This window comes from Candidatus Lernaella stagnicola (assembly GCA_030765525.1).
GTDB lineage: Bacteria > Lernaellota > Lernaellaia > Lernaellales > Lernaellaceae > Lernaella > Lernaella stagnicola.
The window spans coordinates 166,338-180,425 of record JAVCCK010000010.1 but is presented as its reverse complement, the minus strand read 5'-3'; the positions used below and the strand labels follow the sequence as shown (position 1 = coordinate 180,425).

Genomic DNA, 14,088 nt, shown 5'->3' with positions numbered 1-14,088 from the left:
CGTGAAAAATGCTTCGCCACAATGCGTAATGTCCGCTGATGGGGGAGACACCAGCGGGTGAAAAAGTGCGAAGGCAAGAGGTTTCGGGGTAGATACTATCCCTGTCGGGGCGAAAACGGCTGAAAGATGTGAGGGTCCGGCATACGAATCCTAGTGGGGGATTTGTATGTCGGAGTTATTGTACTTGTGTTTTTTGGTCGAGCCCCGACAGCGTAGGGGCAGTGCGATTCCGGTGGTGAGGCGTGGACATAACTAGGCCACATAGTAACCGTGTAAAGGGGATCGCGTTGTAAGCATTGAAACGGGATGACGCCGCACCTCGGGTTGTGCACGAAACGGAAGCGGCGTCGCGCAAGGCAAGGAAGAGGTTTGCATGACCATGCAAGCAAACACGAACAGGAAAGCGTTCCCGCATTTTTGGATTGGACTGGCCTGCGCGCTGGTGCTGATCCTGTCGGCCGGTTTCAGCTATGCGCAAGGCGACGACCCCGCTACGGATCCGCCGCCCGCCGATGACGCCACGCCGACGCCGGAACCGGCTCCCGTGCCGGAACCGGAAACCGACGTGCAGGTCGAGCGCTTGAGCCCCGAACAGATGGCCCAGTTCGAAGAGCAGTTGGTCGACTTGCGCGAGCGCATCATGAAAAGCAAGTCGCGGCTCATGCAGTTGCGCGAGCAGCTCATGCTCGGCTCGGTCTCGATCATCAGCATGTCGATCATTCACCAGCACGAAGTGGGCGGCACGTTCAAATTGGAATCGCTGTCCTACACCTTGGATGGCTTCGAGGTGTATTCAGGAGTCAATACGCCGGAGAACGACCTGGAAAAGCTGGAGTCGTTCCCCGTTTACGAGGGAAGCCTGCTGCCCGGCGAGCACCTGCTGGTCGTAGACATGATCTACCGCGGCCGCGGCTTCGGTATCTTTAGTTACCTCAACCAGTACTTGTTCAAAGTCAAAGCACGATACCTATTCACTGTTAACGAAGGCGATGTGGTGACGGTTCGCGCTGTCAGCTACGACGAAGGCAGCTTTCTCACCAGTCTGAAGGACCGTTTGAAGGTCCGCTTCGAAATGGAATAAAAGGAGGCCGCGGCTTGCTACGCCTCAGGTACTTCGCTCTGCTCATTGTCGCCGTGATGTTGGCGGCGGGTCCGGCATTTGCCAAGGATGATCCGCTCGAGCAGCGCTATGCCCAAGCTCAGGCGAAAATCGCTGCGTTGAAAGCCGGCGTGGACGACCTGGTCGTCAACTACGCCGACGAAATCGACGAGCGCGAACGCCTGATGCTGCGCCGGCGCTTTGTGGAAGGCCGCGAGTTCTTCTACGAATTGCACGATTACCGCGGTGCCGCCGAAGTCTTCTACAGCATTGTCAACCATCCATTGGCCGCCACGCTGCCCAGCGCCGATGCGGCGACGTTCTATCTCGCCGAATCCCTCTTCCATGGCGGCTATCTACCCGAAGCCAAACTCTATTACCAGAAACTGCTGGCCAAAGGCCCCGGCGACTACTACGCGATGAGCCTGATTCGGCAAATCGAAATCGCCGTCGCCCGGCGCAACTACAGCGAGGCCGAACGCTATTACGCCGTGCTGCTCTCCCAATTGCCGGCGGAAGAAGACGGCAGCCTGGGCCGGTACATCATCGGCAAGTCCTACTATCTGCGCGGCGAGGCTGCCAAGGCGGTCGAGATCTTCGATTCAGTCCCCGAGACCGGCAGCTACTACGCCACCGCGCAATACTACGCTGCGGTCATCTTCCTGAAACAGAACAATTACCGGGAAGCGGTTAATCGTCTGCGCAAGCTCAATAAAGTATTGAAGGAAGACGTGGCTAACAAGGAGCGCCTGTTTTCTCTGACGCACCTGGCTTTGGCGCGGATCTATTATGAAATGAACGACTTCCCGCAGGCGATGGCCAATTACCGCGCCGTCGATGAGGGCGACCAAAGCCATCCCGACGCCCTGTACGAATCGATCTGGGTGTTTATCACGCGCAACGATTACCTGCTCAAGGCCATCGAGGACGAGCGGTCCAACTACGAAGGCCTGTTGTTCGAACACGCCCAGTTCCAGGAAACCGTCGAGTTCCAAAAAGACACGGATTCGGTCGCCGCGGTCGCCGAACAAACCGACGCCTTGCGCACCGACTTGGATGAGATGAGCGTCACTTTCGATGAAATCGACGCCAGCCTCACGCAATTGCAGGAAGAGGCCGTCACCAGTTTCAATAAGCTGGTGATTGCCGCGCCCAATAGTCCGCTGATACCCGAAGCCGAGTTGCTGGTCGGCAACATCTATTCGCAAGCCGAAGAGTACGAGAAGGCTGAACAGTGGTTCACCAAGCTGCGGAAGAAATACGAAGACTACTACGCCAGCATCGCCAACGCCCGGCCGCGCTACACCGACGCCGACTACGTCCGCGTCGTCGCCGACGCCAGCGACGCCCTGACCGACGGTACGCCCCTTTCGCGTCGCGCCCTTAAAGGCGTACCCGAAGAAGCCGCCTACTGGTTGGCCGCCGACAAACAGGTCCGCCAGATTTTCTCGCTATACACCATGGTCAACCGCGAGCGGCTCAACGTGCGCAAAATGCGTGAGTTGATCCAGGAAATTGAAGCGAAGCTTCGCGAAATGGAAATGGGAATCGAATTCCCCTTCTTGCGGGAAGCCAATCGCCGGTATCTCGAATACCAAGCCGGTATTCAGACGCTGCAGGTTGATTTGATGACCGTGCGCAACGACGCCGCGAAGCTCGAAGACGAGCAACGGCGCGACGAGATCACGGCCGCGGTCGCCAATTCCGAAGGGCAATTGGCCGCTTTGCAGGGCCGACTCGTTGGCCTGGACGGCAAAATCGAACAGAAGAAACGCGAGCGGCTCAGCTACTATCGCGCCCAGTTGGCCCAACTACGGCAACCGATCGACGGCTACAGCCGCTCGGTAACGGGGTTGATGTCCAGCACCGGCGGTGTGTTGGCGCAAGTCGCCGCAGCGGAAATGGCCGACTTGGAGCGCCAGGTTTTCGATTACGCCAAGCAGGCCGATTTGGGCATCGTCGATGTCGAATACCGCGCCACGCTAGGCTCAACCCGGGAAATCAAGAAACTCCAGCACGAGATGGAAAAGGAACTGCGGGAACTTCGGCACCTGCAGCAAGGCGACGAGGGCGACCCGCCAGCCGCCGATGCCGATGGAGGAGAATAGTCTGAAAACGGCCGGGAGCAATTCGATGAAGTTCCGTTCATGGCCCATGGCTTTGGCCGTGTTCGCGCTCGTGTTCTGCGTGGCCGGCGCGGTGTTTTCGCCGCAGGCCCGCGCGGCGGACGACGACCCGGACGAGCCTGCGCCGCCCGATGCGGCCGCGGTCGACACGGTGCCGGTTCCCGACACCCTGCCGGAAGTGCAAGCCCAGATCGAGAAAATCGAGCAGCAAATCGCTCAGTTGAATGACGAGGCGGAAGGCCTGATCAGCATGTCCGAGCAGGAAAAGCGCCAACAGATCCGCCGGCGTATCAAAAGCTTGAAGCTGCAATTGAAAATCCTCCAGCGTCGCGAACAGCAACTCACCGACGGGGTGGCCCAAGCCGGCGTGACGGAAATCCGCGAAAAATTTCGGGCGCGACTTCGCGAAATCGAGCAGCGCAAGTCTGTCGCCCGGCGTAAGGCCATTACCCGCTTCGAGAATATTCTCAGCGAAAATCGGGACACCAGCCTCGCGCCCGGCATCCTGTTCCGTCTGGCCAATCTGTATTTCGAGGAAGCGCACCAAGCCTATTTGGACTCTTGGGATCGTTACGAATACGAGGCCGAGCAGTTGGTCAGCCAGGGCGCGACCGAAATTGTACCCGAGGAGCCGCGGCACAACTACACGCGTACCGTCGAATTGCTCGACGAGATTTTGCGCAAGTTCCCGGGATTCGAAAAACGCGGCGAAGTGATGTACCTGATGGCGTATTGCCTGCAGGAACAAAGCGACGACGACCGCGCCCTGCTTGTCTACGCGCGCATCGTCAAGGAAAACCCGGACTCGGCAAAGGTGCCCGAAGCCTACGTGCGCATGGGCGAAATTTACTTCGATCGCGATCAGTACGCCCGCGCCATCGAGCAATACCGCCTGCTGTTGAATTTTCCGCAATCCAAGTTCTACGACAAGGCACTGTATAAGCTCGGCTGGTCCTACTACAAGCTGAGCGATTACGAAAACGCCGTGCGTTACTTCACCGAGGTTCTCAAGTTCTATCAGAGCCGCCCCGTCACCCGGCGACGCGGCAAGACCGACGACCTGCGCGGCGAATCGATCGACTACATCGCCATCAGCTTCACCGAGGGCGAGGGCGAGGACGGCGGACGCGCCGCGGTCGGCTTTATGAAGACCGTCGGCGACGAGGAGCTCGGCCGGCAGATTCTGCTCAAAGTCGGCGAAGTCTACGACGAACGCACCGACTTCGAAGCGGCCCGTCGCGCCTACGACGCCTACCTGAACAATTTCCCCTTGGCGCCCGACGTGCCCGAGGTGATGAGCAAGCTGGCCCAGACCTACGAAAAGGAAACGCGCTTCGACGACGCCATGGAAGTGTACGATCGCATCGCGAAAACTCTCGGCCCGGGCAGTGAGTGGTCGCGGGTTAACGGGGCGCGCAAGGTCGAGTCGGAACGCGCCGCCAAGCTCGTGCAGACGTCGATCATGGCTCGCGCCACGTTCCATCATGAGAAGGCCCAAAACTCCAGCGGCGCCGAGTCGCAAGCTCACTACTTGAAGGCCATCGAAAGCTACGAGTTGTATCTGGCGAACTATCCCGAAGCCAAGGGCGCGTATGAAACCGCCTTCAACCTCGGCGAATGCTACATGGAAGTGGAGCGTTACAACGACGCCGGCACGCAATACCAGATCGTCATCCAGCGTAAGCAAGATAAAGAGCTGTGGACCTCGGCGCTGTTCAACAACGCCAAAGCATACGAGGCGCAGGTTGAGAAAGAGGGCGGGCTGCCCAATAAAGATGCGCTGGCCGAGCCCGCGAAAATAACCGGCTCCGCCAGTGAAGAACCTAAGGGCGTCGCCATTACACCCACGGCAATGGGCCCGTCGGCCAAAAGCTGGGTCGAAGCGCTCGAAACCCACGTGGTGAACCTGCCCGAATCGGAAAAAAGCCCGCCGATGCTGTACAAAATCGGCGAGATCTTTTATCTGCACGGCGACTTCGCCACGGCCGACCGCTACTTCGAGCAGATCTTCGGCAAGTACCCGCAGCACGAGGTCGTGCAACTGGCCAGTTACTACTACACGCAATCGGCGAAGCAGACCGGCGACTTCAAGGGCTTGCAGGAAAAGCTGAAGGTCGTGCCCGCGGCAAGCGGCATCACCGACGAACAAAAGACGTTGATGGCCGCCGGCGCGCAATTCAAAATCGCCGAGCAGATCATGAAAGAAGCCACGGCGACCGATCCGCCCGATCCGGCCAAGGTCCGCGAGGCGATCGCGGAATACGAGAAGGGCGTGGCGGAAAATCCCGGCGCCGACAACGCGGGCGTAGCGGTCTACAACATCGCCGTCGCGCAGGAGAACTACCTTAACGACCTGGTTGCCGCCAACGAAGCTTACATGCGCTTGGCCGCGACGTATCCGAAAAATTCGCAATCCAAAGAAGGCTTGCTCCGCGCGGCCTACAACTACCAAATTCTCGCCGAATTCGATAAATCCATCGAGGCGTACGAGTTGTTCTTCCGCACCTTCGCCGACGACCGCAAAGCCGCTGGCGACGCGTTGTTTAACTCGGCGACGCTGATGGAAGAGTCGGGCGATTACGCCGCCGCGCTCGGCCGTTACCAGCAATACCTTAGCGAGTACGCTTCGGATATCGACGCCGGTGAGGTGGCCTTCGTGATCGCCCGCTTGCACGAGAAAATGGGCGACAACGCCTCAGCGGAAACGGCCTACGAAGATTGCGCCAGGCGCGAGAGCGACGCGGCGCGCTTAACCGAAACGTATTACCGCTGGGGCAAGCTATTGACGGCGCGCGGCGATGCGGCCGGTGCGGAAAACCGTTATCTGCAATCGGTGGCCGTGTACATCAAGGCGCGCGATGCCGGCGGCACCGACGAGGTCGACCCCCGCTTCGCCGCCGAGTCGCAGTTCCACATTGCCGAGCAACATTACGACGATTACACGGCGATCGTCTTCACCGGCAATATTCGCCGCGATACCGAACTGCTCAGGCTCAAGGCCGAAGCCTTCAAGCGACTGAAGATTTACTACGAAGACATCGTCACCTTCGGTAGTTACGAGTGGGCCACCGCGGCGCTGCACATGCTGGGTATGATCAACCAGGATTTCTCTGACGCGTTGCTCAACGCGCCGGTTCCCGAGGACCTGGAACCCGAGCAGCAGGACGAATACATCTTCAAACTCGAGGAAATCGCGTTCCCCATCAAAAACCGCGCCCTGGAAGCGTTTAAACAAAACGTCAACAAGGGTATCAACGAACGCCAGGTCAACGAGTGGATCATCAAGAGTTATGTCCAATTGAAAAAACTCGAGCCGCAAGCCGAGGAGCCGAAATTCGAGTCCGTGACCAGCGCCGAGTCGCCGGCCTTTGCCGTCGCTCCGATCGATTTGTCGCCGCCCAAACTGCCGACGGCTCCGGCCGCCGCGGAAGGTGCCGGCGCCGCGGGAGGTGCCAAATGAGAGCCCTGCGATCGGTCCCGATTATCCTGTTGATCCTGCTGCTGGCCGCCTGTGCCTCGACGACGAAAAAACCGGCGACCACTACGCCGACGACCCCCGCCGTCGAACAACCGCTGACCGGACCGGCCGGCGCCGCCACGTACCTGCAACGCGGTAACAACTCCGCGCGCAGCGGCGATTGGCAGCGGGCCGCGGACCTGTATTCCAAAGCGGTCCTCGCGTATCCGCGGTTGCCCGAGGCTTACTACAATCGCGGCGTGGCGCGGATGAAACTTGGCGATAACGAAAGCGCGGCCAAGGATATGCGGGCCGCTCTGCAGTTGCGCCGGAACTACAAACCGGCCGTGATCAACCTGGGCGCTACGTATTTAGCCACCGGCCGTTTGACCGCGGCACTCACGCAATTCAACGCCGTGGTGGCCGCCGAGCCGGGTAACCTCGAAGCCAAGAACAACCTTGGCGCGGTATACATGCGCATGCGGCGCTACGATCAGGCCGAACAGGTTTTCAAAGAGATCATCCGGCAGGATTACAAGTTCGTCCCGGCGCACGTGAACCTCGGGTTGCTGTATTTCTACAAAGACAAGCCGCAACTGGCCGAGCGTATTTTCAAGAACGCCCAAAAGCTGGACCCGCAAAACGCGGATTTGCAGGCGAATTACGCCTATATGTTGATGGAACTGGGCGAAATCAGCTTGGCTAAGGCCCAGTTGGACGGCGCATTGAGAGCCAATCCGAATAACGCGGGTGCCTTGACCAACATGGGTGCCTTGGAGATTATTCTCAAGCAATTTGATAAGGCCCGCATGCACCTAGAGCGGTCGGTGCAAATCGACCCGTCCAACCCGCGTGCGTGGGTGAATTTGGGGATTGCGCGTCGGGCGTTGGGGGATGCCGACGGAGCCGAAACGGCGTATCAACGGGCGATTCAGATCAACCCGAAGATGGCCGAGGCGTATTTGAATTACGGCATATTGCTGGAGCAGGTGCGCGGCGACAAGCAAGCCGCCATCGCTCAGTATTCACGTTACTGGCAGGTTGCAGGCAAACGCGACGACGCGAACGATCGCGTGCCCGATTGGGTGCGTGATCTCAAGTCGGGGAAGTAAGGAGACGATACGATGAGAACGATCCTTGCAGCGTTGCTGATCACCGGTCTGCTGGTGCTGGCGTTGGCGCCTTCGGTCGCCGCGCAGGGATACATCGAGCTGGACCCGATCGTGGTCGAGGGGCGGATTCAGCGCCCGGAGGCTGCGTACATCATTCAGCGGGCGCAGATCGAATTTGGAATGCAAGCAAAAAAACGGAGCTTCCTAAGCAAGGTCGAGGAATCGATCGACGGGGGTCCGTTTTAGACGGAGAGGAATTGGTTTCATCGGCCGATCGCCGGGGTTGGGGATCGCGCCGGATGAAGAGGCGACAGCAAAAATGGCCACGAAAGGGCCGAAAGCGAATCGTTACGGAGGATCTAGCTAATGGGAACCATGTTCTACGACATGTTCAACAAGGGCGGGCCCGTGATGTATGTCATTGCGGGATTCAGCGTCATCAGCTTGGCGATTGTGATCGAGCGGGTGTTTTTCATCCTGTTCCGCTACAACATCGACGGGCCGGCATTCATGAAGAAGATTCAGAAGCTGGTGGAAGCACGCAACTATGATCGCGCTGTGCAACTGTGCAACGCTGCCCCCAATGCCGCGCTATCCATGGTTCTGAAAGCCGGTCTCTCGCATGCGGGACGCGATCAACGGGACATCCAAAACGCCGTGGACGAAGCGGCTTTGGAGTTGTTACCCAAACTGCAAAAGCGAACCGGCTATTTGCAGGTGATCGCCAACATCGCCACGTTGCTGGGGCTGTTGGGAACCATCATGGGCATCATCGACGCGTTCCGCGCGGTGGCCCAGGTCGAAGCGAGTCAGCGTCAGCAAGCGTTGATGAAGGGCATCTACGTCGCGCTGTACACGACCGCTTTCGGTTTGATGGTGGCGATCCCGACGATGCTGGCCCACGCGATCATTGATGCGAAGACCGTCAAAATCATCGACGAAATCGACGAGTTTTCCGTCAAATTGATCAACATGCTGGGATCGTTGCGTCAAACAGAGAAACCGTTGCGTCCGGTCAAATGAGAACCCCAACGGGCGTAAGGACGGAAGGAATGTAAGATGGCAGGAAGGCCAAGCCAGCGACTTCATCGGGTATCACATCCGGAAGATGTTAACATTCTTCCGATCATGAACCTGATGACTATTTTGATCCCCTTTCTGTTGCTTTCGGCTACCTTTATCAAACTGACCATTATCGACTCGGCGCTGCCGGTTGCCACGCGCGCCAGCGCGCAGCGGGTCGACGACGCCTCGCCAACCCCAACCCCCGAGGAAAAAAAGCTGACTTTAACCGTGTTCATGCGCAAAGAAGGGTTCACCATCGCCGGGATCGGCGGAATCCTGGATGTCGGCGCCAAGGACAAGGATAAAGACAAACCGCAGCTTACAATCGAGCGCAAGCCCGACGGCGAATTCGATTACGAAAAGCTGAAGGATAAGCTCGTCGAGATCAAGGAAGTGTTTCCCGGCCAAAACACGATCATTTTGTTGCCGGAGCCTAACATCATTTACGACGATATCATTCGCGTGATGGATACGGCCCGCAATTACAAGAAAAAACAACCCGACGGCACCGAGACGGATGAACTGCTGTTCCCCTCGCCGGTGCTCGCCGGAAAGTTGCTGTAGGGGAGAAGCCAGATGGCTTTTGCCGCGTCGAAACGAAAACGCATCGGGATTTCCCGCCGGCCTCAGGAACCGCTGAAGCTGACGAGTCTCATGGACTTGATGACCGTCATCATCGTCTTCCTGTTGCAGAGCTTTTCCTCCACCGAGTTCCAGGTGCGGGCCTCCGAAGACCTGCATCTACCCGACAGTGTCCACACGAAGATTCCCATCGAATCCGTGCAATTGATTATCAGCCGGCACGCGATCGTAGTGGAGGGGCGTGCGGTCGCGCGCGTCACCGACGACTACGAAATCGACGGCGTCGAACCGGATAATCTCGAAGTAACAGCCATTTACGTCGCGTTGAAAAAACAGGCGGAAATCGAGAAAGAACGCGCCAAGCGATACGGGCGCGAATTCAACGGAAATATCACGATTCAAGCACATGAGGAGATACCTTATAAGCTGCTTGTCAAAGCCCTGGTAACGGCCGGAAAAGCGGAATTTGGAAATATCAAATTTATGGCCTTTAAAGTGGGCGAATAACCGGCGCTTCGCGCGCTGATCACCGGCAAGGTGAAAGGGACGGAAACGATGCCGACTTCCACGCTCCACAGGGTGCTCAAGGTCGGACTCATTCAGGACGGCAAACTCATTGAGGACACCATCCTGAGCGAGAAACAAGGCCTGACGATCGGGTTGGACCCGAATAATGTCTTTTCCATCGCCGAAACGGCGGTGCCCAAACGGCATCAACTGATCGAGTTCTCCCAAGGCGGGTATAAAATCAACCTGCTGCCGGAAATGCGCGGCCGACTATTGGTCGACGACAAAATGCTCGACATCGCCGAACTCATTCAGACCGGCACGCTGACCAAAACAAACAAAGGCTTCGAGATTCTTCTCAGCCAGGTCAGCAAGGGCAAAATCACCATCGGCGGCAGCACCGTGCTGTTCCAACTCGTGCCTCCTCCTCCTCCGCCCCCCATGGTCAAATTGCCCAAGGAATTGCGCGGCAGCTTCGTGCGTAACATCGACCTGTTTTTCCTGGTCGTGCTCTTTATCAGCGCCGTGGCGCATATGGGCATGATCGCCTACCTCGAAAACGTCGATTATGACGACGAAGAGGCCATGAAGGTCGCCACCGACCGCTTCATCCAAATCGTCTCCGAGGAAGACATCATCATCCCGGAAGAGGAAGACGCGCTAACGGATGAAGATATCAAACCCAAACCTGGCGGTGGCGGCGGCGGTGGTGGTGGCGGCGACCAAAAGGGCGTCGAGGAAAAGGGAATCATCGCCGTTATCACGCGAATGAGCGACCAAAGCGGCGCCGTGGCCGACTTGTTAAGTGAGAGCGGGCTCGGCTCCGGCCTGACCGATGCGCTCAACGGCATCGGCGGCGTGCGGGTCGGGCGCGTGGGCGACGCCGGGATCGGCACCGGCACCCGCGGTACGGGCACCGGTGGCCCCGGCAGTGGTTCGGGCGTCGGAATCGGCGATATCGGCTCCGTCGGGCGTGGCGGCACGACCGGCACGGGCCAGCGCAGCGAGCGCCGGGTTCGAGCCCGTCTGTCAACCTCCGGCGGCGGCGTGTCGGGCAAGATCGACGCGGCGAAGGTACGCAGCTACATCCGCGGTCGGTTGGGCGGCGTGCGGCACTGCTACGAGATGCAATTGCGCGTCAATCCGACGCTCTCGGGCAAAGTGAAAGTCATGTTTACCATCGGCTCGACGGGCAGCGTTGCCAGCTGCAACGTGGCGTCCAATACGATGGGTAACAGCCTGGTGGCCAGTTGTGTTTGCCGCCGGGTGCAGCGTTGGCGTTTCCCGCAACCGGAAGAAGGTTCGGTTACGGTTTCTTATACCTTTATCTTCACTCCGGCGGAGTAAACGCACGCGGGTCGGCAAAAATGGAAAGGTAGGGCAATGATGAGACGAACCATTGTATTTTGCGTACTGCTGGTATTTCTCACCGGCATCGCGGGAATGGTTTGGGCCCAGGATCGCGCCGACAAAGCCAGCCAGGTGGAACAAAGCAAGATGTTCCTCCAATGGTTGAAAGCCAGCGCCGTGCGGCTCGACCAGGAATTGATGCAAGCTCGTCGCGAGCAAAACGCGAAGAAGATCGATTGCATCGAGGACCGGTTGAATTCGCTCAAAGAGTTAACCGGCGAGTCGGAAGGCCTGTACCAAAAACTTCGCGCTTTTGCCATGCAGCAACGGGTAGATGAGGCCAACAAGGTTTTCGCCAAACTCAACCAGAACAAGGATACGGCTGAACAAATCCTCAAACTCATCGCAGATTGTTTCCGCAGCATCAATGAAGAGGGCGGTTTCGTGGAAACGCTTCAGGAGTGGATCGGCGACCCGACGTTGAACGATCCAACTCTCGATGATCCCACGGCAACCGATCCCCGCTCTGGAGCAGTCGAGCCGGTCCCCGAGGAATTTACTCCGGGTCCGGTCAGCGAAGAGGATGAACAGAGCTGAAACGGCGAGAACCAACGGTGGCTGAATGCGACTTCGGTGTTTATCGCCGCGTGAATATTTGAGGAGATTGATGAGGCTTGCCACAACCAAACGAGCCCTATGGGGTGCGTTGTTTGTCGTGTTGCTACTTGCCGGTCCGGCATGGGCGCAGCAGGAGACCGACGGCATTCGTTTCGGCGCCTTCTCCATACATCCGTCGTTGTTCTCGGCCCTGCGTTACAACGACAACGTATATTTCGTGCGTAACGACTATCAGCCCGAGGACGAACGCTCGATTCCGCAAAGCATCGAAGGCGATTTCGTGCTCAACGTCGCGCCTTCCATTTACTTCGATGTGACGGTACCGACCTTCCAGACGCGGGTGGGGTACCGTTTTTACAACGACAACTACCTCGGCTACGACGATCCCGACAACCGGCACGACGACCTGAACGCCAGTAACCACACCTTCTCGGGATTAATCGACTACAACGCACCCTTCGGATTGATGATCGGCGCCAAAGACGATTACACGATCATGGAGACCTACGAAGAGACCGAGCAGTTCGTCGACTACTTGCGCGGCGAACAGATCCACAACGACGCCCGCGGTTGGCTCGGTTTCCGCTACGGTATGTACGACAACATCTACTTCAAATCCACGTACATCCACTTGCTGGATGAATACAACACCTACGAAGAATACAACAAGACCAGCCAATACGTGGACGGCGAGTTGCGATTGAAATTCTTCCCGCGCACCGCCGTGGTCACCCAGGGCGGCTACGGCATGGTCGATTACGAACAAATCCAGGCCTTCGACTCCACCGCGTGGTACGCCATGGGCGGCTTGCAGGGGCAGATCACTTCGCATTTGCTCATGATGGCCAAGGGTGGTTGGCAGACAGCCGACTACCAGGAAAACGATGACTTCACCGGGTGGCTCGCTCAGGGCGAACTGACGGCGATTTTCCTCGGCAATACACAGTGGACTTTCGGCTATCGTCGCTTTTTCCGCGATGCGGCCAACACCAATTACTATACCAGCCACGAGGGCTACACGCGGTTCGCCCGCCTCTGGGGCTCTCGATTCAACACCGACGCATACGTCAGCTACCAGTACAACGATTTCTCCGCGCCGAACGAAAGGCACGAAGATTTCATCCAAGGCACCTTGGATCTCAGCTACCGACTTGTGTATTGGTTGTACGTAGGCGGCGGGTACCGGTTGGAGCACCGGGTGTATGACGACGACGAGGTCCGGGAAACCTCCACGCGCAATACTCTCTCGGTGAATCTGCAAGCAGTGTTCTAATGAAACGGAAGCCACCGCTAGCCCTTATCGTTCTGCTGCTATCCCTTTGGGTGATCGCCGTCGTGACGGCCGCCGAGGACGACTACCAAATCGGCCAGGGCGACGTCGTGCACATTATCGTCTACGACGAAGCCGACCTCGAACGCACGCTCACGGTGCAGCCCGACGGTTACATTCGCTATCCGCTCGTCAAGCGATTGAAAATCGGCGGTCTCGGCGTACGCGAAGCGGAAAAGAAACTCGAAACGCTCCTGGGCGAGCGCTTCCTGGTCAACCCGCAGGTGTCGCTCACCATCAAGGAATTCCACGCCAAGAAAGTCTACGTACTCGGCGACGTGAAAACCCCCGGGCTCTACTCCTTGACCGGCCCCACCACCGTGCTGGAAATCATCTCCAAAGCCGGCGGCATCGTTGGGCCGGTGGGCAAGATCCTGCTGGTGCGCGGCGCGGGCCCGCGGCAGAGTGAAATATCCGCGCTGCTCGCCGAACAAGGCGACCAAAGCGAAGATGCGCTGAAAGCGGTCGGTATCCAGCCGCCGTTGGTCATCGACGGCCACGATCTCTTCGACAAGGGCGACATGTCCCTGAATCACGTCTTGCAAGACGGCGATGTCGTGTACGTGCCGCAAATCAAAAAGGTGTATGTGTTAGGGGAAGTCAAACGACCCGGCGGCGTGCCGTTCACCGAAGGCCTGACGCTCTTGCAGGCGATTTCGCTGGCCGGCGGCACCACCGAGATGTCGTCGAACCGCATTTACGTGACGCGAAAAAATGAACAGAACGAGGAAGTGCGTATTAAGGTGAAATACAGCGCGATGCTCAAGGACCGCAGCAAGGATATCATGCTGCAGCCCGATGACGTCATCCTCGTTAAACGACGGATTCTCTAAGGAAGCAAA

Annotated in this window: 12 protein-coding genes; all 12 read left to right on the top strand. The window is 58.1% G+C overall.

The features are described from left to right. Window positions 1–373 precede the first annotated feature (373 nt). The 12 genes from P9L99_05105 (at window position 374) to P9L99_05050 (ending at window position 14,079) form a co-directional block, all read left to right on the top strand. Window positions 374–1,081 (top strand): hypothetical protein, encoded by a 708-nt coding sequence (locus P9L99_05105; GenBank protein MDP8222718.1) that lies wholly within the window; start codon window positions 374–376, stop codon window positions 1,079–1,081. A 14-nt stretch (window positions 1,082–1,095) separates the two neighbouring features. Then, window positions 1,096–3,207, top strand: a complete 2,112-nt coding sequence (locus P9L99_05100) for a tetratricopeptide repeat protein (protein ID MDP8222717.1) — start codon at window positions 1,096–1,098, stop codon at window positions 3,205–3,207. Window positions 3,208–3,232: 25 nt separating this feature from the next. After that, a complete protein-coding gene (locus P9L99_05095) occupies window positions 3,233–6,685 on the top strand; it encodes a tetratricopeptide repeat protein (protein MDP8222716.1) in 3,453 nt (1,150 codons plus the stop codon). Then, the gene (locus tag P9L99_05090) at window positions 6,682–7,794 is read left to right on the top strand and encodes a tetratricopeptide repeat protein (protein MDP8222715.1); all 1,113 of its coding nucleotides are present in this window, start codon (window positions 6,682–6,684) and stop codon (window positions 7,792–7,794) included. The genes P9L99_05095 and P9L99_05090 overlap by 4 nt, the downstream gene beginning before the upstream one ends. Window positions 7,795–7,806: 12 nt before the next feature. Continuing rightward, window positions 7,807–8,040 (top strand): hypothetical protein, encoded by a 234-nt coding sequence (locus tag P9L99_05085; GenBank protein ID MDP8222714.1) that lies wholly within the window; start codon window positions 7,807–7,809, stop codon window positions 8,038–8,040. A gap of 120 nt (window positions 8,041–8,160) precedes the next feature. Continuing rightward, window positions 8,161–8,817 carry a MotA/TolQ/ExbB proton channel family protein gene (locus P9L99_05080; GenBank protein ID MDP8222713.1) on the top strand — a complete coding sequence of 219 codons (657 nt, stop codon included), beginning with the start codon at window positions 8,161–8,163 and terminating at the stop codon, window positions 8,815–8,817. A gap of 36 nt (window positions 8,818–8,853) precedes the next feature. Then, window positions 8,854–9,423, top strand: a complete 570-nt coding sequence (locus P9L99_05075; protein MDP8222712.1) for a biopolymer transporter ExbD — start codon at window positions 8,854–8,856, stop codon at window positions 9,421–9,423. A gap of 12 nt (window positions 9,424–9,435) precedes the next feature. After that, window positions 9,436–9,948 (top strand): biopolymer transporter ExbD, encoded by a 513-nt coding sequence (locus P9L99_05070; GenBank protein ID MDP8222711.1) that lies wholly within the window; start codon window positions 9,436–9,438, stop codon window positions 9,946–9,948. Between the two features lie 48 nt (window positions 9,949–9,996). Further along, window positions 9,997–11,295 carry an AgmX/PglI C-terminal domain-containing protein gene (locus tag P9L99_05065; GenBank protein ID MDP8222710.1) on the top strand — a complete coding sequence of 433 codons (1,299 nt, stop codon included), beginning with the start codon at window positions 9,997–9,999 and terminating at the stop codon, window positions 11,293–11,295. Window positions 11,296–11,334: 39 nt separating this feature from the next. Continuing rightward, window positions 11,335–11,895, top strand: coding sequence for a hypothetical protein (locus P9L99_05060; protein ID MDP8222709.1), 561 nt, complete (start codon window positions 11,335–11,337; stop codon window positions 11,893–11,895). A 70-nt stretch (window positions 11,896–11,965) separates the two neighbouring features. Beyond that, window positions 11,966–13,189, top strand: a complete 1,224-nt coding sequence (locus P9L99_05055; GenBank protein ID MDP8222708.1) for a hypothetical protein — start codon at window positions 11,966–11,968, stop codon at window positions 13,187–13,189. Beyond that, window positions 13,189–14,079, top strand: a complete 891-nt coding sequence (locus P9L99_05050; GenBank protein MDP8222707.1) for an SLBB domain-containing protein — start codon at window positions 13,189–13,191, stop codon at window positions 14,077–14,079. Before P9L99_05055 ends, P9L99_05050 begins: the two co-directional genes overlap by 1 nt. Window positions 14,080–14,088: the final 9 nt, after the last annotated feature.